The following is a 24,403-nucleotide window of genomic DNA, read 5'->3' as shown; positions in this document are numbered from 1 at the left end:
TTCCCTGTACTGAAAGACCTTCTCGTGCGCGAGGGGGGACTTGAACCCCCACGCCCTTGCGGGCACTGGCACCTGAAGCCAGCGCGTCTGCCATTCCGCCACTCGCGCGAGACGTTTCCTGAGCGCTTCCACTCAGACAACTCCCCTAGCTTAGCAGCCGAAGCCCGTCTCACCAAAGCGGGCTAAACTAAACCAAACCGCCGCGGGCGTCGCCCGGGCAGACGAAGGGACGAGACGGCACGTGGGCATTCTGGATAGCGTCGAGCGCGGGCTCGAGCGAGCCGTCAACGGCGCGTTCGCGCGCACGTTCCGCTCAGGAGTGCAGCCGGTCGAGATCGCGTCGGCTCTGAAGCGCGAGCTCGACATCGGCGCGGTCGTCGTCGACCGCGACCGCGTGCTCGCCCCCAACCGCTTCGTCGTGCGCGTCTCCGAGAAAGACGCCGACCGGCTGTACCAACTGGGCAGCACGCTCGGGCAGGAATTGCGCGGGGTCATCACGAAGCATGCGAAGCGGCAGAGCTATCAGCTGCTCGGCGAGCCAGATGTCGAGATCCGCAGCGACAGTTCGATCACGGTCGGCGTGCTCGAGGTCGATGCGTCGCGCGTCGAGGGCGCGGTCGACTGGGTCGCCGCCATCGACGTCGACGGCACCCGCCACGAGCTGAGCCGCGGCACCACGACGGTCGGGCGGGGCAGCGACTGCGGGATCCGCATCTCAGACAACGCCGCGTCGCGCAAGCACCTGGAGCTGATCTGGGATGGCACGGCGGGCATCGCACGCGACCTCGGATCGACGAACGGGTCGAAGATCAACGGGCAGCGTTTCCGTGAGGCGGCGCTCTCCCCCGGCACCGTCATCACCATCGGTCAGACGGGTCTCCAGTTCCAGCTGGTTCCCGGCCGCGAAGCTCAGACACCGCAGCGTCCGGCGCCCGCCGCCCCGACGCGGGTGAATCCGGCCGCCCGGCAGGAGCCGCCTCAGCCCCGCCCGGTTCCCGCCGCCGACTTCCCCAGTGCGCCGCCGAGCGCGGGCGCGGCCCCTCGAATTTCAGACTCACCCGACCGAGGCGCCGACCGCAGCGCCCCACGCACCTCGAGCCCGAAGCCCGCGCAAGACGCGGCCCCGGGCATCGATGAAGACTTCTGGAGAGGCCTGTGAGCGAACTCACCCTCCTGATCCTCCGCATCGGCTTCCTGCTGGTGCTGTGGATCTTCATATTCGCGATCGTCTACGCCCTGCGCAGCGACTTGTTCGGCGCCCCGGTGCGACGCATGAAGGGCGACGGGTCGGCATCCGGCCCATCGGTGCAGGCGATGACGCCGGTCTCCTCCCCGACGCACCCCCCCGCGCCGGCCGCCCCTCAGGCGGCAGCGGCCCCGCCCGCGATCACGCCGAGCGGCGGTGCTCTGCCCTCCGCCGGGGGCGCGGGAGCCCCGCAGCATCTCGTCATCACGTCGGGCGTCGCCTCCGGAACCTCCATCGTGCTCGACGACGACCTGGTCACCATCGGGCGCAGCAGCGATTCGACCCTCGTCATCGTCGACGAGTACACGTCCACCTATCACGCGCGCCTCGCACGCACGGGCGGTGAGTGGATCCTCACCGATCTCGATTCCACGAACGGCACTCGCCTCGATGGAGCCCGCGTCACGAAGTCCGTGCCGGTTCCCCCGTTCACGCCCGTCACCATCGGCACGACCACGTTCGAGCTGAGGCCCTGAGCGTGACGGTCGCGTATACGAGCGCCATCGGCTCCCATGTGGGCATGGTGCGGTCGAACAACCAGGATTCCGCCTTCGCCGGAGACTACATCTACCTCGTCGCCGACGGCATGGGCGGTCACGCGGGCGGTGACGTCGCCTCCGCGATCGCGGCGAAAGCCATGGCAGAGCTCGATGTGCCGCCGATGGGCAGCCCGGAGGCGATGACCAATGTGCTGCGCACGGCGATCCTCGACACGAACACGAAGCTCCGCTCCACCGTGCGCGACCGCCCCGAGCTGGCGGGTATGGGAACGACCTTCACGGGGTTCATTCCCGTCGAGGATCAGCTGGCCATCGGCCACATCGGCGATTCCCGCCTGTACCTGCTGCGCGACGACGCGCTCCAGCAGATCACGAAGGATCACACCTTCGTGCAGCGCCTCGTCGACAGCGGCAAGATCACCGAGGAGGAGGCGAAGATCCATCCTCGCCGCTCGGTGCTGATGCGCGTGCTCGGCGACGTGGATTCGTCGCCGCAGGTCGACACGCAGGTGGTCGACACGCAGCCGGGCGATGTCTGGCTGCTGTGCTCCGACGGCCTGTGCGGGTACGTCGACGACGTCGACATCGAGAAGATCCTGCGGCGTCGTTCGACTCTGCAGGGCGGCGTCGACGCCCTCATCGACAAGAGCCTCTCGCACGGCGCCCCCGACAACGTCACCGTGGTTCTCGTCGAGACCGTCGCCGCTCCCGCGGTCGATCCCGGTGACACGCTCGAGCTGAAGCAGGAGGGCCGGCGCTTCGCAGGTTCGGCAGCCACCACTGAAGCGGCGATGGACGGGACCACCTCCACGGCGCGCAATCGCCTCTTGAGCCGCAAGCGCGCGGTTCGCAAGGCCCCGGTCGTCGAGGAGAGCCACTTCGAGTCGCGCGTCGACGAGTATCTCGCCGAGCTCATCGCAGAGACCAAGCGCCGCAACCGGCGTCGCCGTCTGCTCTGGGCATTCGGCGCGGTCGCCGTGCTCGTCGCGATCGGCGGCGCCCTGCTCGTCGGGTATCAGTGGACGCAGACCCGCTACTTCGTCGGCACGAACGACGAGACGGTGATCATCTACCAGGGCGTGCAGCAGAACATCGGCGCGCTCTCGCTCTACTCGGTCGCCGAGGACACCGAGATACCTCTCGAAGACCTCGACGGCCTCGAGCAGCGCCAGGTGAAGCGCACGCTCACGGCGGGTTCGCTGGAGGAAGCCCGCGATATCGTGCTGCGATTGGGGGATACGGATGAGTGACGCCCAGCCCTCGGGCGGCGCGGAAGCCCGCACCTTCGAGAAGACCCGCACCAGCGAGACCGTGCTGCAGCGCATCACGGCGTTACGCGCGCCGCGCAAGCTGCAGGCGCTCGAGCTCTCGCTGCTCCTCTTCGCGATTGCCATCGGCGTCGGCGCGATCGTCATCATCGACCTCACCGTGGGCGGTGAGCCGTCCACGAGACTGTTGCCGATGGGCATCGCCTTCGCCGTCGCACTGGTGGGCCTGCACCTGACGATCCGCCGCATCGCTCCCGATGCCGACCCGCTCATCATGCCGATCGCGGCGATGCTGAACATGGTGGGCATCGCGATGATCTACCGCATCTCGTTCGACGAGGAAGCGGCCGATCCCGTGCGCCAGCTGCTGTGGTCGACCATCGCGGTCATCGCCGCGATCATCGTGCTGTGGGTGATCCGCAACCACATGGTGCTGTTCCGCTACACCTACCTCACGGGCCTCGCGGCCGTCGTGCTCCTGCTCCTGCCGATGCTCCCGGGCATCGGGCAGACCATCAACGGCGCACGGGTCTGGATCAACATCGGAGGGTTCTCCTTCCAACCGGGCGAGATCGCCAAGATCCTGCTCGCCATCTTCTTCGCGGGCTATCTCGTGCGCAGCCGCGACTCGCTCGCGATGGCCGGGAAGAAGATCCTCGGCATCCGCTTCCCGCGCGCCCGCGACCTCGGGCCGCTCATCGTCTTCTGGCTCGCCGCGATGTCCGTGCTGGTCTTCCAGCGGGACCTCGGCACCTCGCTGCTCTACTTCGGCCTGTTCCTGTCGATGCTGTACCTGGCGACGGGCAGGATCGGCTGGATCATTCTCGGGCTCGGCCTCTTCCTGGCCGGAGGGCTCATCGCGAGCCAGACGCTGAGCTACGTCGGCAACCGCTTCGCGAACTGGCTCGACCCGTTCGCCGACCCCAACGGTGCGAGCTACCAGATGGTGCAGGGGCTCTTCGGAATGGCGAACGGCGGCATGACCGGCACCGGACTGGGACAGGGCTACCCGTGGGTGACGCCGCTCTCGTTCAGCGACTACATCATCCCGAGCCTCGGTGAAGAGCTGGGTCTGATCGGAATCTTCGTGATTCTCGCGGCCTACCTGCTGCTGGTCGGCCGCGGGCTCCGGATCGGCTTCGCCGGGCACGACGACTTCGGCAAGCTGCTGGCCGCCGGGCTCGCGTTCACCATCGCGTTCCAGGTCTTCATCGTCGTCGGCGGTGTCACACGCGTGATCCCGCTGACGGGTCTCACGGCGCCGTTCCTCGCGGCCGGCGGCTCGTCGCTGGTCTCCAACTGGATCATCATCGCTCTGCTGATCCTGCTCTCGAACTCGGTACGCAATCGACCGAAGCTGGTGATCCGCGCATGAACAAGCCCCTCAAGATCATTACCCGCGCCGTCTTCGGCATGTTCATCGTGCTCTTCTTCTCGGTCACGATGATCCAGTTCGTGCAGGCCGACGACCTGCGCGCCAACTCGTTGAACTCGCGCGCGCTCATGAACAGCTACAAGGTGGAGCGCGGCGCGATCCTCGTCGATGGCGATCCGGTCGCCTACTCGACGCCGACCGACGACGATTTCCAGTACGTGCGCCAGTACGCGAACGGGCCGATGTACGCGCCGCTCACCGGCTACTTCTCGCGCACCCAGGGCATGACGGGCCTGGAGTCCGCGATGAACCAGGACCTCTCGGGAAGCGGCAACGCGCAGTTCTTCACGCGCATCATGAACACCCTGAACGGCGTCGAGCCGCAGGGCAGCTCGGTGGAGACCACGATCGACCCCGCGGCCCAGGAAGCGGCGTATGCGGCGATGACCGAGAACGGGTTCGAGGGCGCCGTCGTGGCCGTCGAGCCGAAGACCGGCAGGATTCTCGCGCTCACCTCGACGCCAGGGTTCGATCCCAACGCGCTGTCGAGCAACAACGACGCCGACATCATCACGAACTACCGCCAGCTCAACGATGACCCCGCGCAGCCGCTCCAGAACCGCGCCATCGCCGGCGACCTCTACCACCCGGGCTCGGTGTACAAGCTGATCTCTGCCGCCGCCGCGATCGAAGCCGGCGAGGCGACGCCGTCGACGGAGTTCGACAACCCGGCGCAGTGGACGCTGCCCCAGTCGACCTCCGTGCTGCAGAACGCGTCGCGCAGCACCTGCGGCCCCGGTGAGAAGGCGACGCTCGATCAGGCGATCGTGCTCTCGTGCAACATCCCGATCGCCGAGATGACGACGAAGATGGACGACAACGCCGTGCCGGAGATGGCCGCGAAGTTCGGGTTCGAGCAGGAGATCGCGATTCCGACTCCGGTGACGCCGAGCCAGTCGCCGGTGCCGGAGAGCAAGGCGCAGGTCGCCCTCTCCTCGATCGGTCAGCAGGATGTGCGTGCGACGCCGCTGCAGATCGCGATGGTCTCGGCGGGCATCGCCAACGGCGGAACGGTCATGAAGCCGTACCTCGTCGACAAGGTGATCACGCCTGATCTGAAGGTCGAGAAGGAGTACGCGCCCGAGGAGTTCAGTCAGCCGGTCTCGAAGAAGACGGCGGATGCGGTCGCGGGCATGATGGAGCGCGGTGTGAACACGCCGGACGGTCTCGCGCAGAATGCGGGCATCGACGGCGTGCGCGTCGCGGGCAAGACCGGTACCGCGGAGAACGGCACGGACGCAGATGGGAATGATCTTCCCTTCACGCTGTGGTTCACTGGTTTCGCACCGGTAGAGGACCCGGAGGTCGCGGTAGCCGTTGTGGTCGCCGACGGCGGCGGCGCGAACTTCGGAAATGAGGGGGGCTCGTTCGATCTCCCCACGGCTGTTGGAAAACGAGTAATGGAAGCGGTGTTGAGCGAATGAGGCCAGCGGCAGGGATCACATTCGGCGGACGCTACGAGCTCAGCTCGAGGATCGCCGTCGGTGGCATGGGTGAAGTGTGGAAGGCGACCGACAGCATTATCGGCCGCACCGTCGCCATCAAGATCCTCAAAGACGAGTACATGGGGGATCCGGGCTTCCTCGAGCGCTTCCGCGCGGAGGCCCGTCACGCCGCTCTCGTGAACCACGAAGGCATCGCCAACGTGTTCGATTACGGCGAGGAGCAGGGCTCCGCGTACATCGTGATGGAGCTCGTCCCGGGCGAACCGCTCTCTGCGATCATCGATCGCGAGGGGCGCCTCCCCGCCAACCGCGTGCTCGGCATCGTCGCGCAGACCGCGACGTCGTTGCAGGCAGCCCACGACGCCGGCCTGGTGCACCGCGACATCAAGCCGGGCAACCTGCTCATCACGCCTGAGGGGCGCGTGAAGATCACCGATTTCGGGATCGCGCGCATCGCCGACCAGGTACCGCTCACCGCGACCGGTCAGGTCATGGGCACCGTGCAGTACCTCGCGCCGGAGCAGGCCAGCGGGCACACGGCGACCGCGGCGACCGACATCTACTCGCTCGGCGTCGTCGCCTACGAGTGCCTCGCCGGCAAGCGCCCCTTCACCGGGGAATCGCAGGTGGCCATCGCGATGGCACAGATCAACGACACGCCGCCCGACCTGCCGAACGACATTCCCGAGCCCGTGCGCAACCTCGTGTACGCCTGCCTTGCGAAGGATGCGGCAGGTCGGCCGATGACGGCCGCGAAGCTGGCGCAGGCCGCGACCGCACTGCACCGCGGCGACGTGCAGCTTGCCGCGAGCTACGTTCCGCAGGTGCTCGGCGACAGTCAGCCCGCGACCATGGCGCTGCCGCAGACCGCCTCGAACGATGCGGCGACCACGGCGCTGCCGCGCACCACGGCCATGGCGGGCGCCGTTGCGGGCGCCGATATCGCGGACGACGAGACCCCGGTCGAGGAAGAACCGAAGAAGAAGAAGCGGAGCCCCTGGACCTGGCCGCTGATCACCCTGCTCGTGCTGCTGCTGCTCATCGGCGGCGGCACGGCGATCGCCCTGTTGAACGGCAACGACGACGCCAACCAGCAGCCGACGACCTCGACGCCGAAGCGCACCACCACTCCCACGAAGACCACGACTCCCCCGGAGCCCACCACGGGCGTCGTGAACGGCGACGAAGTCGTCGGGCGGAACGTCGAGGAGGCCGTCGGGTACCTGCAGGGACTCGGCTTCACCAACGTGACGACCGCCCCCGGCAATCAGGCCCCCGATGATCAGGTCAACCTGGTGACCTCGGTCAACCCGACCGGCAGCAGCGTGCCGCTCGACGAGCCGATCACCCTGACCTACAACGTCGCCTACGGTGAGGCACCCGCCCCGGGCGCACCGACCGGCCCGAGCTCCGTCAAGTCAGGCGCGTCATTCACCGTCTCGCTGCCGACGTACGTCTGCCCCACCGGCATGCAGGTCACGAACTACAATATGGCGGTCAGCCCCGAAAGCAGTTTTGCGAGCCTTTCGGGGACCACCGTCAACCTCGTCGCAGAAGAGCTCGAGGAAGGCGCGAGCAACGGCACGATCACCGTCGCGTATACCGTGTCGTGCCAGGGGAACGGGGCTGAGCGAGTATCCCCCTCATCTCCCGGCCTGACGATCGCCGTCGAAGCACCCGAGAAGGCCCCGACCACCGGCTCGAACTCCGGGTCGAACGGTTCGGGCAACCCGAACGGCAACCCGAATTCGGGGTCGAACGGCGACGACGAAGGGTAACAGCTCGGCCACACGGCGAAATCCCGGTTCGCATCGAGATAAACTGAGGACGATAATCCATGACCACGGAAGAGGTGAACATGCCCGAAACGACCGATGTCGGCGAACAGCGAATTCTCGCCGGCCGGTACGCGATCGGGGAGTTCGTCGGCCAGGGTGGCATGGCGACCGTGTATCGGGGCACCGACACGAAGCTGGGCCGTCAAGTCGCCATCAAGGTGATGAAGGCCGACCTCGCGGGAGACGCGCAGTTCCGCTCGCGCTTCCGTCAGGAGGCCCAGTCCGCGTCGCGCATGGCCCACCCCACGGTGGTCCGCGTCTTCGACGCCGGTGACGACCTGATTCAGACGGCCGATGGCCCGAAGCGCCTGCCGTTCATCGTCATGGAGTACGTCGAGGGCACCAACCTCCGTCAGCTCGAGGCCAAGGGCCGGCTGTCGCAGTCGGAGGCGTGCCGTGTCGTGGATTCGGTGCTGACGGCGCTCGAGTATTCTCATCGCGCCGGCATCGTCCACCGCGATATCAAGCCCGCGAACATCATGATCACGAAGAGTGGTCAGGTGAAGGTGATGGACTTCGGCATCGCCCGCGCCGTCTCCGACACGTCGTCGACCTTGCAGGAGACGACGGCGATTCTCGGCACCGCAGCGTACTTCTCGCCCGAGCAGGCCAAGGGCGAATCGATCGATGCTCGCACCGATCTCTACTCGACCGCGGTCATGCTCTACGAACTGCTCACGGGCGACGTGCCGTTCCGCGGCGACACCGCAGTCGCGGTCGCGTACCAGCATGTGAGCGAACGCCCCAAGCCGCCGAGCGATCGCGAACCAGAGGTGACGCCCGAACTCGACCGCGTCGTGCTCTACGGTCTCGCGAAGGATCGCGCCAAGCGCTTCCAGTCGGCGTCCGAGTTCCGTGAGGCTCTCCGTGAAGCGGCTGAGGGGCGCATGCCGAAGCTCGCCGTGCAGCAGCAGGACACGGTGCTGTTCTCCGGCGGCGAGGAGGTATCCGAGTCGGATCTCGCGCTCCGCCAGCTCTCCGAGGGGGGCGGCGCGACGCGCACGCAGAGCCGCCCGCCGGTCATGTGGACCTGGGCCGCGATTCTCACCATCGGCGCTGTGATCGTCGCCGTCGTCTTCTGGCTGGTCACCCTGGCGCCGCAGGAATTCCTCCCGGATTCGTCGCGCGAGGTGCCCGATCTTATCGACATGCCGCGCGGCGAAGCGCTCGACCGACTGCGCGATCTCGAGCTCACGACCATCAGCGTGGAGCAGACGAGCGAGACGATCGCCAACGACCACATCATCTCCACCGAGCCGGAGGCCGGCTCAGTGCTGACCTCCGGCGACAGCATCACGATCTACATCTCTACCGGGCCGGAGACCGCGAAGGTTCCGTCGGTCGGCCGCATGTCCGAAGACGACTATCGGCAGAAGCTGGAAGATCTCGGCCTCACCGTCGGCATCGTGTCGAAGCAAGACGACCCCACCGAGGCTGCGGGTCGCGTACTCAGCGTGACGCCCGAGCCGGGTACGGAGCTGGAGTCGGGCTCCGGCGTCGAGATGGTGGTGTCGAGCGGCAACGTGCAGGTGCCGGAGGTCGTGGCGCAGCCGATGCAGGTCGCGAAGTCGATGGTGGAGAGCCTCGGTCTGAACGTGACCTACACGCCCGACCCGTCGTGCCCCACCGTCGAGGGGTATCCGATCATCGAGCAGTCGATCGTCGGGTCCCAGGCGCAGCGTTCCGCTCTCACCCTGAAGTACTGCGCAGGCTGACCTGCGGGTGAACGTGGCGGTCGTCCGCCGCAGTCCCCGCAGTTCCCCGCGCACGCGGTGGCCGCGGAGTCAGTCGATCAGCAGCGGCGACAGGGTGCGCGCGACTTCCGCCGCGTTCGGGACGCCGACGACTGCGAGCCAGTTGCCCAGCTGCTGGTACCCGCCCTCGGTGAGTACCGATTCCGGATGGTACTGCACGCCGTAGATCGGGAGCTCGCGGTGACGCACCGCCATGACGATCCCGCTCGCAGTCTCCGCGGTGATCACCAGACTGTCGGGCACCGTGTCGCGCACCACCGCGAGCGAGTGGTACCGCGTCGCATCGAACTCACGAGCCACGCCGTCGAAGAACGGATCGTCAGTGTGGATGACGCGCGAGACCTTGCCGTGCATCAGCTCTTCCGCGTGAGTGACGGTGGCTCCGAGCGCTTCAGCGATGGCCTGGTGGCCCAAGCACACGCCGAGCAGCGGCACGCCGGTGCGGAGCGCAACGTCGACCATGGCGATGGAGACACCGGCGTCCGTCGGCGTCCCCGGGCCCGGGGAGATCAGCACGCCGTCGTACTCGGAGACGAGGGCTTCAAGGCCTCCGCGGGTGACCTCGTCGTTGCGCAGCACATGCGTCTCAGCGCCGAGCTGCTGCAGGTACCCGTTCAGCGTGTAGACGAAACTGTCGTAGTTGTCGATGACCAGGATCTTGCTCACGTGTTGACCGTCACTTCCTCGCCAGGCATCTGCGTGGCGACCCAGGGGTAGACGTACGCGATGAGCGCGTACACGATGGCCGCCGCAACGAGCAGCAGCACGATGACCCGGAGCCATGCCGGGCCGGGGAAGAAACGCCAGAGCATCGAGAACACTATTCCTGATCCCCTCTGAGGGCCTGGGTTGCACCCATCGTCGGATTGAGTTCCAGAAGCTCCTGCGGCGGGCCGTCGGAGCGAGGCTGGAATCCTTCGTACACGGAGTAGGCGATCGCGCGCTCGTCGCTCCCGGCCATCTTCGGGTGACACGTGGTCAGCGTCAGAATCTGATCGTCGCCCGGGGTTCCCTCGAGACGGGGGAACGGGTTCAGTACGTCGGTCTCATCCGGCAGCACGTACTCGATCGACCGGAACCGGTAGGTGTACCAACCGTCCGCGGTCTCCACGAACAGCGGATCGCCGACGCGCAGATTCATCACCTCGCGGAACGAGTTGATGAGCGGCCCGGAACGGTGGCCCGCGAGCGCGACATTGCCAGGTTCGCCTGGCATCTGCGTCATCTCGTAATGGCCGATGCCCTTGTCGTCCAAATTCAGGACGGTGTCCCAGTCAGTGGTCTCCGCCACACGGTTCGCGTACGTGGTACCGAAAGACGGCACGCGCAATACCGCGAATACTTCGGCATCCGCGGGGCGAGCCGTGACCGGAACGACTCCGTCGAACGGTGCCGACGCTGCTTCGCTGTCCCACCGGGCAGAGTCTTCAGCCGAAAGATCAGTCTGCTTGGCTGTGACACCGACGCCGGTGTGCCAGGGCTGCCAGACGATGTAGCCCATGACGGCGAGACCCCCGACCAGCAGCAATTCGCCGATCACGGTCAACGGGCTCAACCTGGCGCGACGGCGCCGGCGGCCTCTCTCGACTGTCTCGCTCACCCCCACATTCTAAAGCCCGCTCACTGGGCGTGAGCCAGGTTCCGGGTAGACTGTCACCCATGGCAGCACCTGGAAAGAATGTTAGTAAGCGAAACTCGGCCGAGGTTGCGCAGAATCGTGCAGACCTTGCGGCCGCACGGAAAGATGCTCCGAATCCCGTCTGGTTCAAGCCGGTCATGTTCGGCTTCATGCTGCTCGGTCTCGTGTGGATCGTGCTCTACTACATCACCAGCGCCGGGCTCCAGCTCCCCGTCCCCGCGTTCGGACAGGCCAACATCTTCATCGGCTTCGGCCTCGTGCTCGTGGGCTTCCTCATGACGCCGTGGTGGAAGTAACGTCGTCATTTTCCGAATCACACGGGTGTAATTCCTCCCCAGGTGGGGATGAACCTGTGGATAACTGACTGAGGCCCGGCAGATGCCGGGCCTCAGTCAGTTCTGGGGGCGTCTCAGGCGACGAGGTTCGCAGCTGGGGCGACGACGAAGTACGCTCCCGATGCGAGCACGAGCACGGCGCCGAGCGCGACGAGGCCGGCGACGCGCTGCTTTCTGCGCCGCACACCGCGTGTGGCGAGGATCACCCACATCGCAGCGGCACCCACGACCATGCCGCCGAGATGGGCCTGCCATGAGATCTGCGCGCCCGGGATCAATCCGAAGGCGAAGTTGATCGCGATGAGCACCGCGAGCGACGTCACATTGACGCGGGCTGCGCGCATCGTGACCAACGTGGCGGCGAGAACTCCGAAGATGGCGCCCGATGCACCCACCGTCGGATACACGAGAGACTGCGGGTCGAAGTACGCCCACATCATCACGCCGAGCGATCCGCCGATGCCCGCGAACACGTACAGCACGGCGAACGCCCCTCGCCCGATGGCCTGTTCGAGATTGCGCCCGAACAACCAGAGTGCGTAGAGGTTGAACAGGATGTGGAAGATGAAGCCCGTCGAATGCGTGAACATCACGGTCAGCATGCGCCAGGGCTCGAACACGCCTGGCATCGAATACAGCGGCGCGTACCAGAGCGCCGCGGTGACCTCGTTCCCGCCGAACGTCGCGCTCAACCACTGCGCGACGAAGACCACTGCGCAGAGCAGCATGATCCCGTACGTCACCGGGGCATCCATCGCCGCGATTCTGCGGCCGGCCACCCTGGTGGATCGAGCTGCGCGTTTCCTCGCGGGCGCGCGCATCTCCTTCGTGCACTCCGGGCAGAGCACGCCGACCGCAGAGGTGACCTGGCAGTCTCCGCAGATCGTTCGACCGCACCGCTGGCAGAGCGCGAAGGTCCGCACGCCCGGATGCCGGTAGCAGACGTCGTCGGGGCCGGGCTCGACCCGTTCGCCGAACGCCGGCCCCGACCCGTTCGTCACCTGAACTCTTCCTTATGCTGCGGCGATATCGACGCCGGAGATCACGACGTCGTCGACCGGACGGTCCTGAGCGCCGGTCTGCACGCTCGAGATCGCATCGACGACGGCCTTCGACGCATCGTCGGCGACGACGCCGAAGATGGTGTGCTTGCCGTTGAGCCAATCAGGAGCCGTGGTCGTGATGAAGAACTGCGAGCCGTTGGTGCCCGCGAGGCGACCGGTCATGTCGGGACGCTTTCCCGCGTTCGCCATGGCGAGCTGGTACGGCTCGGTGAAGCCCAGCTCGGGATGGATCTCATCGTCGAAGGTGTAGCCGGGGCCGCCGGTGCCGGTGCCGGTGGGGTCGCCGCCCTGGATCATGAAGTTCGGGATGATGCGGTGGAAGATCACGCCGTCGTAGAACCCCTTCTCGGCGAGATCGACGAAGTTCTTCACGGTTTTCGGAGCGTGATCTCCGAACAGGTTGACCACGATGTCGCCGTGGTTCGTGTGGATGGTGGCTACAGAGGAGTGAATCGTCATGCGACCAGTGTAGGCCGGGGGGCGTGTGAAGAAAGTGTTGTCAAGGCCCTTCGGAGCCTGGGAAACCCTGACAACGCGCGGTTTCCGGGGATCCGGCCGCCGCCGCCGGGCGGGTTCGGTGTAGCGTGGAGGCTACGGGTGATATGGCCAAAGGATTGCCTCGTCGAGCAAGGAGGATACGAATGAATCTCTCACGTAAGCGCCGCCGCGAACTCCGGAAGCTGCGGAAGAACGCCCAGGAGCTGCTCGATCAGCAGCGGGTCGTACTGGGACACGCCGGGGAGGTGCTCGGTCAGGCCGGTGGACAGGCTCGTCGACTGAGCGATGAGCACCTGATGCCGCGCGTGGACGGCGCCATCGAGGCAGTCCGTCCGACCGTCGATCGCGGGGTCGCATCGGCGCGGCGGGCAGCAGACACCGTGCGTCGGGCCACGACGCCGTTCGTCGCGAGCGCCCTTGCGCGCACCATTCAAGCGCTCGACGAGATCGACAACCCGAAGGCGGCGAAGAAGGTTCGCGGATTCGGCGAGCGCTCGGGGTATCTCAAGCCGAAGAAGAGCGCTGGCGGCGTGATCGCGCTGGGTCTCGGCGTGGTCGCCGCGGCGGGCGTGGGGTACGCGCTCTGGCAGGCATTCCGCACGGACGATGAGCTCTGGGTCGCACCCGAGAACTGATTCCGATGCGGTGGATGGCGTCCTGGCACACGAGCCCGGGCGCCATTCGTCGTTTCACCGGAGAACGTCGGCTGATTCTCACGTCGGCATGCGCCAGCATCAGGGACGCCGGAACTCGGCAGCGTCAGGAGAGAATCGCTCGGTCGCCAGCGCTTACTTCCGCGGTTTGGCTGCTCGATTCTGGCGGTTTGCGCCCTTTCCGGGCTTTCCCGATGGCCGCCGGTTGAGGCCGGCCATCCGCAGCCCCGTCTGCACGAGGGAGAGCGTGCGCAGCGATTTGAGATCGCGAAGAGCGACCCAACGCGCCTCGTCCGAAGATCCGTCCACCTCGTTCCGCAATGGCCCATCCACGACGGTGGCGCGGTAGACGATGCGAATGGTGTGCAGCTCCGGGTTGTCCCCGGCGGGCACTTCCTCCCGAATCATCACGCGCGAGTCGACGCCGAGCAGTTTGCCGACGCGCGCCTCGAGCCCGGTCTCCTCGGCGACCTCGCGCACGACGGTGTCCCGTGGATCCTCGCCGTTCTCGATGCCGCCGCCTGGCAGCGTCCACCCGTGCAAGTGACCCCGTCGCCAGTGTGTGAGCAGGATCTTGCCACGCCGCTCAACCACCGCGTAGGCGGCCACCCGAAGATCCATGATCCGAGCCTAGTCGGTCGGGCGCCGCGACCGCTGACCGCGCGCCGCAGCCCAGCCGACGAGCCAGCGGTCGAGCCGGTGATAGGCCTCCGCGCGCACGGCGTCTCGGGAGAGGAAGACGTCGTGCAGGGCGCCGTCGAGCCGTTCGATGGTGAGCGATGCGCCCAGTCGTAGGGATGCCTTGGCGATCTCATCGACCTCGAGCACGGTGTCGGCGCTCGTGAGACTCGGGTCCCACTTCAACGGCAAGGCCGACCGCGCCGACAGCAGCATCATCATCGGGGCTTCGATGCCGAGGCCTCGGCTCACGCGCGCATGGCCGGCCAGGATCGCGCGCAACCAAACCGTCAGCACCGCATGGCTCCGCGTCGGTCGCCACCGCTCGTCGATCAAGTCCAGCTCATCGGCGGGGCCCACCTCGCGCTGCGCGCGCGTGTACAGCCCGGCGTCGAACTGGGGCGCCGAGTCGCGAAGGTTGAATCGGGCCCCCAGATCGAGCAGTGGTGCCAGCATCTGTCGCCCGGCTCCGGTCAACTGGAACTCGAGCCACGGGCTGTTGAGCACGAGGCCGTCAGCGCGCCCCGAGTGCCGCGACGCCCAGAGGCTCAACACCAGCCCGCCGGTGGAATGGCCGAAGAGCATCAGCTTGCGCTCCGAGCCCGGGCGATGCTGCGTCTCGCCGGACCCGCGCTCGGGATGCCCCAGCGCATCGAGAGCCATGCCGATCTCGAGGTCGTACTCGTCGAGGTTCTCGATATAGCCCGGCGTCTGTCCATCTCGCAGACTCCGACCGTACTTGCGCAGATCGAGCGCGTAGAACCGGGCGCCGCGGTCCGTCCAGAAACGGGCCATCGTACGTTGGAAGAAGTAGTCGGACCACCCGTGCACGTAGAGCACGTCGACGTCCTCCAGCACCCGGGTGCGATGCAGCACGCGATCGAGCAGTGACCGGTCGTCTGGCAGGCACCTGACGAGGGTCGCGACCAGCGGCCCCTCGTCATCCGCTCCGAGATCGAGTTCGGCCGCCTCGAAGCCGGGGCCGAGTATGTCGGGCCTCCAGCTCAGCGGCTCGCGGGTCTCGACCACCGTCGGTTGAGGTGCTTCAGCCGGGAGCGTGGTCGCCGAGCGATCCGTGTGCGGCCCGGCGGGTGCCGGATCGCGGGCCGCTGCGCTCGGCCTCGCCGATCGGCCGTGTCGCGCAGAAACCCCGCCGTGGTCCATGCGCCCAGTGTACGGGTCGCATGGGCCGCGGCGGGGCGGAAGGTCGTCACCGTGCCCACCCTGACGTCGCGGTGTGCACGGGCTCACCTCACTGCAGCGTCACCTTCGCAGCTTCGGCGCGAACCGTGATCACGTGCGCCGCGTCTGCGGCTGCCGAATCGTCGCTCTTCGACAGGCGATCGTCGAGTTCACCGAGTTCGGTCTTCGCGTCGACGCGGTAGTCCGCTTCCGGCAGGTCGAGGGCGGCGCTGCCGGCACTCGCATCGACGGACACGCGATCCGGAGCCTCGCCCGTCAGCGACAGGCGCGCCGAGCCGGCTTCAACACCGACCTCTGCTGTGACGACATCCGCGAAGTCCAGCTCGGCCTTCCCGGCCTCGACCTCGACCGCGAGACGCTGCGCACTGCCTTCCAGACGGAGTTCGCCCGCCTCGAGTCCGAGGTCGAGCGAGCGGAAGGAGCCGGCTCCGCGCACCGCTCCCCCTTCGACGCTGATCTCCGCATCGAGCCTGCCACTCTCGCTCATCGACTCGGGAAGGGTCAGTGTGGCCGTCGCGTTGCCGAGTCCACCCGCCCCGCAGGTGAAGAGGCACCCAGCAGTCAACGCCCTGGCCGGGGTCTCGACGCTCAACTCCCCCTCCTCGACGCTCACCACCCATTCCTCGGCCCGGTCGCCACTCGTGACGAGTTCAGCCTCGGTGACGTCGCCGAATGCGAGTTCGAAGCCGGCTGCCGCGATATCCAGGTCGAGCGACTGCACGTCGTCGACGTTCGCGAAATACGTCTGCGTTCCGGAGCCGTCGCCCACGGCGGGCACTGCAGCATCGTCTGCATCGTCGAATCCGTTCTCGGCGTTCGCGTCGCCGACGATCGCCTCGATGCCGTCGAAGCGCTGCGGCGCGATGGCGGCGTAGGCCGCCGAGACACCGACCGCCAGGAGCGCCACGCCGCCGACAGCCGCGGTGACCACGAGGATGGCGCGGGACGTTGGGGACTGCTTGCCCGAAGCCCCGGTGGGGCTCGGTGCGGAGGGCTGCTGCCCGTGATGCTGTGCGGAGGGCCCCTCCGGCTGTGACGGGTGCTGGTGCGGGTCTGTGGGGGTGTTCATGCTGAAGCTCCGGTCTGTGGGTACTGGGAAGGTCGATCGGCGTCGGATGCCACCGTTGAGGAGGATCCGATGCTCTCGAAGTGGGCGATGGCGGCGAGCACCCGACGATTGCCTCCGCCGTCTGGCTCGAGCTGCAACTTCTGGAAGATCGCCGTGATGTGCTTCTCGACGCTCGCCTCGGAGAGGAAGAGCAGAGCGGCGATCGCCTGGTTCGATCGGCCCTCGGCGAGTGCCGCGAGCACCGTGCGCTCCCGCTCGGTGAGCGCTCGCATCCGGTCGTCTCGAGACCTGCGCGTCAGGAGCTGAGCCACGACCTCGGGGTCGAGCACTGTGGCTCCTCCTGCGATTCGTCGCACCGACTCGATGAACTCGCCCACGTCGGCCACACGGTCCTTCAGCAGGTATCCGAAGGCTCCGCCCTGCGCCGCGATCAGTTCGCTCGCGTAACGCTCTTCCACGTACTGGGAGAGCACCAGCACCGGGAGCCCGGGGCGGAGGCGACGCAGCTCCAGCGCGGCGAGGATGCCCTCGTCGGTGAACGTCGGCGGGAGGCGCACATCCAGAATGCACAACTCGGGATCATTGGCCTCCACCGCTTCGAGGAGACCACTGGCTTCGGGCAGCGCCGCCACGACGGTGTGCCCGCCGTGTTCGAGCAGACGAACCAGGCCCTCCCGCAGCAGCACGGAGTCCTCGCAGATCAGGATGCGCATGGGACGCTCACCTCCAGGGTCGTCGGGCCGCCGTTCGGGCTGTCGAGCCGGGTCGTGCCGCCCGCGGCGAGCACCCGGTTCATGATCCCGTCGAGGCCGCCTCCGGGCGTGACCCGGGCTCCCCCGATGCCGTTGTCCTCCACTCGAGCCCACAGCTGGGGCGCCTGCGTTGGGCCGTCCTCGCGCATGCGCACCACCACGCGGGCTTCGCTGGCGCGGGAGTGCTTCGCCGCGTTCGTCAGCGACTCAGCGATGGCGAAGTACACAGCGGCTTCCGCGTCGCGGCTGCAGCGGTCGGTCAACCGCACGTCGAGGTGCACCGGGATGTGGGAGCGTGCAGCGAGCGCCGAGAGCGCCGCGTCCAGCCCGCGGTCGTCGAGCACCGAGGCGTAGATGCCCCGGGCGAGCTGCCGCAGTTCCGTGATCGCCGCCTTCGTCGAGGTGTGCGCCTCGGCGACGAGCAGCTTCGCCGCCTGCGGATCGGTATCGATCTTCTCCTGAGCGAGTCCGAGGGTCATGCCCACCGAGACGAGCCGGGGCTGCACCCCGTCGTGCAGATCGCGTTCGATACGGGTGCGCTCGACGTCCGCTGCGCGCACCGCGCCTTCGCGCTGACGCGCCGACAGGCGTGCGGTCTCCGTGAGCTCGGCCTCGGTCGCGGTCGATCCGATGATCGCGACGGAGATGAGCCGGTGCAGCAGTGCGAGACCGACGATGCCTGCTGCGCAGAGGAGCATGCCGATGATGCCCGGCTGCCACCAGACGTTGAACGTGCGGAAGACCGAGACGAACGCCTGCACGAAGCCCTGGACGAGGCCCAGCATCGCGGCGCCGAGAGCGCTCGCGACGGCGAAGTTCGCGACCGCCCGCCACATGCGCCCGTCCACCGCCTGCCGCACCATCGAGGTGAACCAGCCCTTGAAACCTGGCGCACGACGCTGCTGCCACTGCGGAGCCGAGACGTGCAGTCCGTAGAGCCCGCCGACCCGGAAGGTCTCGAACCAGGCGATGCCGTACAGCGCATAGACCAGCGCTGCGAGCAGCACGAGACCGACTCCGATGACGAGCATTCCGATGCCGGTGCCCATGAGCGCGAGCAGCACGGCGGTGATCGTGAACCCCACGACGCCGAGTGCTGCGAGATGCAGCAGCGTCAGCAGGAGGTTGAGCGGCGGCTTGGGGATGGAGGACGTCTTCACCTCGGGCGGTGCCGACCGCTTCGACTTCTGGCCTGGAGCAGTACTCGGCGCCGCCGCCGGGATGCCCGGCGCTCCCGGCGATGGCGCGGTCGCACCCGGGCCGGGCGCCGATCCCTGCGGCCCTCCGGGGACGGCGCCGGCGTCAGCGCTGGAGAGCGGAGGCAGCGGCGTCGTGGCTGCCTCTGAGTCTTGAGGAGTGATCATGTCTCTACGGTAGGTGCTCCCCCGGGTCGTCGGTGAGCGTGGGACCCGGAGAACGCGCTTCGGGTTTTCCCTACTTCGCAGCGGCGGCGCAGCCGTCGGGGCTTCGTACCCCGCATGAATCTGCGGACGGTTCGAGCATTGCTGCGATGTCGCCTCCACATGCCCCTGGCGACGTTCCACGTGAAACGAAAAAGCCCCCGTCGTGAACGACAGGGGCTTGGTGGTGGATCCTGGGAGAATCGAACTCCCGACATCCTGCTTGCAAAGCAGGCACTCTACCAACTGAGTTAAGGACCCGAGGGAGGTCGAGAACCTCCGCTCACCGTTCCCGTACGAGACCGGAACAACTCGCTCTACTTTACAGACATCTGCACTGAAGTGCAAAACGAGCCGAGCCGCGTACCAGCGCGTTCGTCGGCGGCATCATGAGCTCGGGGACGAACACCGATCACGGGAATGGTCCCGCAAACCACGAAAGTCCCGCTGAATTCAGCGGGACTTTCGTGTGGTTGTGGTGGGGCTACCAGGACTTGAACCTGGGACCTCTTCATTATCAGTGAAGCGCTCTAACCACCTGAGCTATAGCCCCTCGACCAAGCAATGACTCTACCCGAAGCCGAGACAAATCCGAAATCGGGCTCGTATACCGGGCGTGGCCCGGGCCGTTTCGGACCCGGGCCTCGAATCAGTTGCTCGTGAAACCGAGCTGGAAACCGCCCAGAACCCGTACGAGCAAGTTGTAGACGAGCGATCCGACAGCGCCGAGCGCAGTGCCGACGATGACGTTCAGGATCCCGACGACGACGGCGAAGCCGAGCACCTGCGGGAACCCGATGATCTTCATCAGGCTGTTGTCTTCTCCCACGATGTCCATGAAGAGCTGGTCCACCTGCGCGAAGACACCGGTCTGCAGCAGCACGGTGTAGATCAGGATCGTCGCGACGACGCTCACGATCGCGAAGCACACCGCCACGAGGAACGAGAACTTCACCGCAGACCAGAAGTCGACGTACACGAGCTTGAGGCGAACCTGCTTCGCCGGCGCCTTCTTACGGGTCTTCTTGGCCAGCTTGTCGGCGACAGTGTTACTCATTCAGGTCTTCCTCGTTTTCGGCGTTCTCGGGCCCGGGGGCCTCGGACTCATCGTCGTCGAGCCCACGCTCCGGATTGCGCGCGATGCCAATAATACGGTCCTGCTCTGGGAATCGTGCAAAGACGACGCCCATGGTGTTCCTGCCCTTGGCCGGCACTTCTGCAACGCCCGAGCGCACGACCTTACCACTTGCGAGCACCGCGAGCACCTCGTCGGTCTCGTCCACGATCAGAGACCCGATCAACACGCCGCGGTTCTCGTCGAGCTTCGCGACCTTGATGCCGTACCCGCCGCGCTGCTGCACGCGGTACTCGTCGACAGCGGTCCGCTTGGCGTAGCCGCCCTCGGTCACGACGAAGACGTATCCGCCGCTCCCATCGATGCGAGATGCCCCGAGAAGCGCGTCGCCCTCCCTGAAGTTCATCCCGCGAACGCCGCTGGTCGAGCGCCCCATAGGCCGAAGAGCCTGGTCAGACGCGGTGAAGCGCACCGACATACCGTGGCGTGAAACGAGCAGTACGTCGTCGCTCGCCTCGGCGATGAGCGCCGAGACCAGTTCGTCTCCGTCGCGCAGCTTGATCGCGATGATGCCGCCCGTGCGGTTCGTGTCGTACTCCGTCAGCGCGGTCTTCTTGACCAATCCATCGCGGGTGGCGAGGACGAGATACCCCGCTGCGGCGAAGTCGCGCACGTCCAGAATCTGCGTGACCTGCTCGTCGGGAGCGAGGGCGAGGAGGTTCGCGAGGTGCTGGCCCTTCGAATCACGACCGGCCTCAGGAATTTCGTACGTCTTCGCTCGATACACGCGCCCCGTGTTCGTGAAGAACAGGAGCCAATGGTGCGTCGTCGTCACGAAGAAGTGCTCGACGATGTCGTCAGCGCGCAGTTGAGCGCCCTTGACGCCCTTCCCGCCCCGGTGCTGCGAACGGTAGTTATCGATTCGGGTTCGCTTGACGTATCCCCCGCGCGTCACGGTGACGACCATTTCTTCCTCGGGGATGAGGTCTTCCATGGACATGTCGCCGTCGAACCCGTGCAGGATCGCGGTGCGCCGATCGTCGCCGAACTTCGTGACGATCTCGCCGAGCTCCTGCACGACGATTCCACGCTGCTCCGAGGGAGAGGCCAGGATCTTCTCGTACTCGGCGATCTGCGCTTCCAGTTTCGCTGCGAGATCGAGGATCTTCTGCCGCTCGAGCGCAGCGAGGCGGCGCAATTGCAGACCGAGGATCGCGTCGGCTTGGATCTGGTCGACGTCGAGGAGTGTCATGAGACCTTCGCGGGCCTCGTCGACCGTGGGCGAACGCCGAATGAGGGCGATCACCGCATCCAGGGCGTCGAGCGCCTTCAAGTAGCCGCGCTGGATGTGGGCCTCGGCCTCGGCCTTCTTCAGGCGGTACGCCGTGCGGCGAACGATGACTTCGATCTGGTGCTTCGCCCAGGCGGAGATGAAGCCGTCGAGCGCGAGCGTCCGCGGGATGCCGTCGACGATCGCGAGCATGTTCGCGCCGAAGTTCTCCTGCAGCTGCGTGTGCTTGTAGAGGTTGTTCAGCACAACCTTGGCGATCGCGTCGCGCTTCAGCACCACGACGAGTCGCTGGCCGGTCCGACCGCTCGATTCATCGCGGATGTCCGCGATGCCCTGAACCTTGTTCTCCTTGACCAGGTCGGCGATCTTCACGGCGAGGTTGTCGGGGTTCACCTGGTACGGGAGCTCCGTCACGACGAGACAGGTGCGGCCCTGGATCTCCTCGATGTTGACGACCGCCCGCATCGTGATCGATCCGCGCCCGGTGCGATAGGCCTCGCGAATGCCCTTGGAGCCCAGAATCTGAGCCCCCGTCGGGAAATCGGGCCCGTGCACTCGCTCCATGAGCGCTTCCAACAGCTCTTCGCGAGTCGCCTCCGGATGCTCGAGGTGCCAGATCGCGGCTTCCGAGACTTCCCGCAGGTTGTGAGGCGGAATGTTGGTGGCCATGCCGACCGCGATGCCGACCGATCCGTTGACGAGCAGATTCGGGAAGCGCGCCGTGAGCACAGTCGGCTCTTGCGTGCGGCCGTCGTAGTTGTCTTGGAAGTCGACGGTGTCCTCGTCGATGTCCCGCACCATCTCCATGGCGAGCGGCGACATCTTCGTCTCGGTGTAACGGTGCGCAGCGGCCCCGTCGTTTCCGGGAGATCCGAAGTTGCCCTGTCCGAGCGCCAGTGGATAGCGAAGCGTCCATGGCTGCACCAGACGCACGAGTGAGTCGTACACGGCACTGTCGCCGTGAGGATGGAACTGGCCCATCACGTCGCCGATGACACGCGTGCACTTCGAGAACGCCTTGTCGGGTCGGTAGCCGCCGTCGTACATCGTGTAGATGACACGTCGGTGCACGGGCTTCAGGCCGTCGCGCACGTCGGGAAGCGCTCGTCCGACGATGACGCTCATCGCGTAATCGAGGTATGAGCGCTGCATCTCGAGCTGCAGATCGACTTGATCTATCCGCCCATGGACGGCGTGGTCCGCCGCCAGGGTGACGTCGGACTCTGTTTCTGGGGTCTCGTTCTCAGATGTCAAGGAAGCGCACGTCCTTCGCGTTCTGCTGGATGAAGGTGCGTCGCGCTTCGACGTCTTCGCCCATGAGGGTCGCGAAGATCTCGTCGGCGATCGCCGCGTCATCCATGGTGACCTGCAGCAGAGTGCGGGTCTCGGGGTTCATGGTGGTCTCCCACAGTTCTTCGTGGTTCATCTCGCCCAGGCCCTTGTAGCGCTGGACACCGCTCTCCTTCATGAGGCGCCGTCCCTGTTCGGCGCCGATGGCGAGCCGCGAGTCGCGTTCTGCGTCGCTGTAGACGTATTCGTCTTCCGCGTTCGACCACTTGATGCGGTACAGGGGCGGCTGCGCGAGATAGACGTAGCCGAGGTCGATCAGGGGTCGCATGTACCGGAAGAGCAGCGTCAGCAGCAGGGTCGTGATGTGCTGTCCATCCACATCCGCATCGGCCATGAGCACGATCTTGTGATACCGGGCCTTCTCCGGCGTGAAGTCCTCACCGATGCCAGCGCCGAAGGCCGTGATCATCGCCTGGACCTCAGCGTTGTTGAGCGCGCGGTCCAGCCTGGCCTTCTCGACGTTCAAGATTTTTCCGCGCAGCGGCAGGATCGCCTGGGTATGCGGATTGCGTCCCGTCTTCGCCGAACCACCTGCCGAGTCGCCCTCCACGATGAAGATCTCGGAGATCGTAGGATCCTTGCTCGAGCAGTCCGAAAGCTTGCCGGGCATTCCGCCCGACTCGAGCAGACCCTTGCGACGTGCGGTCTCGCGGGCCTTGCGAGCCGCGAGCCGGGCCGTAGCCGCCTGAATGGACTTCCGGATGATGTCTTTCGCAGGGCCGGGATTCCGCTCGAACCAGTCTCCGAGCTGATCTCCTACGACTTTCTGCACGAAGGCCTTCGCCTCGGTGTTTCCAAGCTTCGTCTTCGTCTGTCCCTCGAACTGAGGCTCTCCGAGCTTCACCGAGATCACTGCCGTCAGACCTTCTCGCACGTCGTCGCCCGAGAGATTGTCGTCCTTCTCACGAAGAATGTTCTTCTCACGCGCATACCGGTTCACCAGCGTGGTCAACGCGGCGCGGAAGCCTTCTTCGTGGGTGCCGCCCTCATGGGTGTTGATCGTGTTGGCGTACGTGTGCACGCTTTCGCTGTAAGACGTCGTCCACTGCATCGCGACCTCTGCTGCGATCTTGCGGTCGGTGTCTTCGGCCTCGAAGGAGATGATCTCCTCGTTGACGAGGTCGGAGCGCTTCGCCGCGTTCAGATGCTGCACGTAGTCCTGGATACCGTTCTCGTACATGAACTCGTCATGCGGGGCGGGCGGGGCCACCAGCTCTCCCTCTGCGTTCTCGACCGGATCCTGCTCGCGCAAATCGGTGAGGGCGATGCGAAGGCCCTTGTTCAGGAACGCCATCTGCTGGAAGCGAGTGCGGAGCGTCTGGTAGTCGAACTCGACGGTCTCGAAGATGTCTTCGCTTGGCCAGAAGGTGATCGTCGTGCCGGTCTCCGTGCTCACCTCGCCCTGAGCGAGCGGCGCGTCCGGAACGCTGTCGGTGAACGACATGTTCCACGTGAAACCCTGGCGCTGCACTGCGACCTCGAACCGCTTCGAGAGGGCGTTGACGACCGAAGAACCCACGCCGTGCAATCCGCCCGACACCGCGTAGCCTCCGCCGCCGAATTTGCCGCCCGCGTGCAAAACGGTGAGCACCACCTCGACCGTTGAGCGGCCCTCCGTCGGATGCTGATCGACCGGGATGCCGCGGCCGTTATCGACCACGCGCACTCCCCCATCCGCGAGAATGGTGATATCGATGAAGTCGCAATATCCTGCGAGTGCCTCATCAACGGAGTTGTCGACGATTTCATACACCAGGTGATGCAGACCCCGAGGTCCGGTGGAGCCGATGTACATGCCAGGCCGCTTGCGAACCGCTTCGAGCCCTTCGAGTACCTGGATCGCTCCGGCACCGTAATCTTCCGTGGCGGTCGCCTGCTCTGAACTCATACGTAGAATGATCCTTATCTGG

At 66.3% G+C, this 24,403-nt stretch carries 22 protein-coding genes and 3 tRNA genes; 9 read left to right on the top strand and 16 right to left on the bottom strand.

Annotated elements, in window-relative coordinates; all coding sequences use genetic code 11:
• Nucleotides 1-25: 25 nt before the first annotated feature.
• Nucleotides 26-108: transfer RNA gene (locus JE033_RS08645), tRNA-Leu, on the bottom strand.
• Nucleotides 109-241: 133 nt separating this feature from the next.
• On the opposite strand from JE033_RS08645, the gene JE033_RS08640 reads away from it, so the two are divergent.
• The 7 genes from JE033_RS08640 to pknB are packed head-to-tail and all read left to right on the top strand — an operon-like array spanning nt 242 to nt 9,447.
• Nucleotides 242-1,159, top strand: a complete 918-nt coding sequence (locus tag JE033_RS08640; protein ID WP_346728776.1) for an FhaA domain-containing protein — start codon at nt 242-244, stop codon at nt 1,157-1,159.
• Nucleotides 1,156-1,722: an FHA domain-containing protein gene (locus JE033_RS08635; protein WP_090145748.1), complete on the top strand. Its 567-nt coding sequence runs from the start codon at nt 1,156-1,158 to the stop codon at nt 1,720-1,722. The genes JE033_RS08640 and JE033_RS08635 overlap by 4 nt, the downstream gene beginning before the upstream one ends.
• A gap of 2 nt (nt 1,723-1,724) precedes the next feature.
• Nucleotides 1,725-2,996: a protein phosphatase 2C domain-containing protein gene (locus JE033_RS08630; RefSeq protein ID WP_090145750.1), complete on the top strand. Its 1,272-nt coding sequence runs from the start codon at nt 1,725-1,727 to the stop codon at nt 2,994-2,996.
• The gene (locus tag JE033_RS08625) at nt 2,989-4,389 is read left to right on the top strand and encodes an FtsW/RodA/SpoVE family cell cycle protein (RefSeq protein ID WP_200330795.1); all 1,401 of its coding nucleotides are present in this window, start codon (nt 2,989-2,991) and stop codon (nt 4,387-4,389) included. The genes JE033_RS08630 and JE033_RS08625 overlap by 8 nt, the downstream gene beginning before the upstream one ends.
• Nucleotides 4,386-5,873 carry a penicillin-binding transpeptidase domain-containing protein gene (locus JE033_RS08620; protein ID WP_200330793.1) on the top strand — a complete coding sequence of 496 codons (1,488 nt, stop codon included), beginning with the start codon at nt 4,386-4,388 and terminating at the stop codon, nt 5,871-5,873. Before JE033_RS08625 ends, JE033_RS08620 begins: the two co-directional genes overlap by 4 nt.
• Complete coding sequence (locus JE033_RS08615; protein WP_200330791.1) at nt 5,870-7,672, top strand: serine/threonine-protein kinase; 1,803 nt, start codon at nt 5,870-5,872, stop codon at nt 7,670-7,672. The genes JE033_RS08620 and JE033_RS08615 overlap by 4 nt, the downstream gene beginning before the upstream one ends.
• Before the next feature lie 59 nt (nt 7,673-7,731).
• On the top strand, nt 7,732-9,447 hold the full coding sequence (gene pknB, locus JE033_RS08610) for a Stk1 family PASTA domain-containing Ser/Thr kinase (protein ID WP_090145756.1): 1,716 nt from the start codon (nt 7,732-7,734) through the stop codon (nt 9,445-9,447).
• 69 nt (nt 9,448-9,516) lie between these two features.
• On the opposite strand, the gene JE033_RS08605 is transcribed toward pknB, so the two are convergent.
• From JE033_RS08605 to JE033_RS08595, 3 genes are read right to left on the bottom strand one after another with little or no spacing between them, the layout of a single operon-like run.
• A complete protein-coding gene (locus JE033_RS08605) occupies nt 9,517-10,152 on the bottom strand; it encodes a gamma-glutamyl-gamma-aminobutyrate hydrolase family protein (RefSeq protein ID WP_090145758.1) in 636 nt (211 codons plus the stop codon).
• The gene (locus JE033_RS08600) at nt 10,149-10,298 is read right to left on the bottom strand and encodes a hypothetical protein (protein WP_200331145.1); all 150 of its coding nucleotides are present in this window, start codon (nt 10,296-10,298) and stop codon (nt 10,149-10,151) included. Before JE033_RS08600 ends, JE033_RS08605 begins: the two co-directional genes overlap by 4 nt.
• Nucleotides 10,299-10,306: 8 nt before the next feature.
• Nucleotides 10,307-11,086 carry a class E sortase gene (locus JE033_RS08595; RefSeq protein ID WP_370567927.1) on the bottom strand — a complete coding sequence of 260 codons (780 nt, stop codon included), beginning with the start codon at nt 11,084-11,086 and terminating at the stop codon, nt 10,307-10,309.
• Between the two features lie 59 nt (nt 11,087-11,145).
• On the opposite strand from JE033_RS08595, the gene JE033_RS08590 reads away from it, so the two are divergent.
• Entirely contained in the window at nt 11,146-11,421 is a 276-nt protein-coding gene (locus JE033_RS08590; RefSeq protein ID WP_090145760.1) for a cell division protein CrgA, read from the top strand.
• Nucleotides 11,422-11,534: 113 nt separating this feature from the next.
• Here JE033_RS08590 and JE033_RS08585 read toward each other — a convergent pair whose 3' ends face one another.
• Complete coding sequence (locus JE033_RS08585; protein ID WP_200330789.1) at nt 11,535-12,461, bottom strand: rhomboid family intramembrane serine protease; 927 nt, start codon at nt 12,459-12,461, stop codon at nt 11,535-11,537.
• Nucleotides 12,462-12,473: 12 nt separating this feature from the next.
• Nucleotides 12,474-12,983, bottom strand: coding sequence for a peptidylprolyl isomerase (locus tag JE033_RS08580; protein ID WP_090145765.1), 510 nt, complete (start codon nt 12,981-12,983; stop codon nt 12,474-12,476).
• Nucleotides 12,984-13,165: 182 nt separating this feature from the next.
• Between JE033_RS08580 and JE033_RS08575 the strand changes: the two genes are divergently transcribed.
• The gene (locus tag JE033_RS08575) at nt 13,166-13,657 is read left to right on the top strand and encodes a DNA/RNA helicase (RefSeq protein ID WP_090145767.1); all 492 of its coding nucleotides are present in this window, start codon (nt 13,166-13,168) and stop codon (nt 13,655-13,657) included.
• A gap of 153 nt (nt 13,658-13,810) precedes the next feature.
• Here the strand turns inward: JE033_RS08575 and JE033_RS08570 are convergent, their stop codons facing one another.
• The 10 genes from JE033_RS08570 to gyrB all read right to left on the bottom strand — a co-directional run bounded on the left by JE033_RS08570 (nt 13,811) and on the right by gyrB (nt 24,381).
• Nucleotides 13,811-14,296: an NUDIX hydrolase gene (locus JE033_RS08570; RefSeq protein ID WP_090145770.1), complete on the bottom strand. Its 486-nt coding sequence runs from the start codon at nt 14,294-14,296 to the stop codon at nt 13,811-13,813.
• 9 nt (nt 14,297-14,305) lie between these two features.
• Nucleotides 14,306-15,517, bottom strand: a complete 1,212-nt coding sequence (locus JE033_RS08565; RefSeq protein ID WP_200330787.1) for an alpha/beta hydrolase — start codon at nt 15,515-15,517, stop codon at nt 14,306-14,308.
• A gap of 88 nt (nt 15,518-15,605) precedes the next feature.
• Nucleotides 15,606-16,625 (bottom strand): hypothetical protein, encoded by a 1,020-nt coding sequence (locus tag JE033_RS08560; RefSeq protein WP_200330785.1) that lies wholly within the window; start codon nt 16,623-16,625, stop codon nt 15,606-15,608.
• Nucleotides 16,622-17,338, bottom strand: a complete 717-nt coding sequence (locus JE033_RS08555; protein WP_200330783.1) for a response regulator transcription factor — start codon at nt 17,336-17,338, stop codon at nt 16,622-16,624. Before JE033_RS08555 ends, JE033_RS08560 begins: the two co-directional genes overlap by 4 nt.
• Nucleotides 17,326-18,741: a sensor histidine kinase gene (locus tag JE033_RS08550; protein WP_234037123.1), complete on the bottom strand. Its 1,416-nt coding sequence runs from the start codon at nt 18,739-18,741 to the stop codon at nt 17,326-17,328. Before JE033_RS08550 ends, JE033_RS08555 begins: the two co-directional genes overlap by 13 nt.
• A gap of 221 nt (nt 18,742-18,962) precedes the next feature.
• A tRNA-Ala gene (locus JE033_RS08545) sits at nt 18,963-19,038 on the bottom strand.
• Between the two features lie 215 nt (nt 19,039-19,253).
• Nucleotides 19,254-19,330, bottom strand: a tRNA-Ile gene (locus JE033_RS08540).
• A 96-nt stretch (nt 19,331-19,426) separates the two neighbouring features.
• The gene (locus JE033_RS08535) at nt 19,427-19,834 is read right to left on the bottom strand and encodes a DUF3566 domain-containing protein (protein ID WP_090145778.1); all 408 of its coding nucleotides are present in this window, start codon (nt 19,832-19,834) and stop codon (nt 19,427-19,429) included.
• Nucleotides 19,827-22,397, bottom strand: coding sequence for a DNA gyrase subunit A (gyrA, locus tag JE033_RS08530; protein WP_370567926.1), 2,571 nt, complete (start codon nt 22,395-22,397; stop codon nt 19,827-19,829). The genes JE033_RS08535 and gyrA overlap by 8 nt, the downstream gene beginning before the upstream one ends.
• Nucleotides 22,387-24,381, bottom strand: a complete 1,995-nt coding sequence (gene gyrB, locus JE033_RS08525) for a DNA topoisomerase (ATP-hydrolyzing) subunit B (protein WP_090145780.1) — start codon at nt 24,379-24,381, stop codon at nt 22,387-22,389. The genes gyrA and gyrB overlap by 11 nt, the downstream gene beginning before the upstream one ends.
• Nucleotides 24,382-24,403 lie beyond the last annotated feature (22 nt).

It is taken from the genome of Leucobacter sp. L43 (assembly GCF_016597785.1).
In the GTDB taxonomy this organism is placed as follows: Bacteria; Actinomycetota; Actinomycetes; order Actinomycetales; family Microbacteriaceae; genus Leucobacter; species Leucobacter alluvii.
Note: the sequence above shows the minus strand (reverse complement) of the source record. Positions and strands in the feature narration are given on the sequence as shown.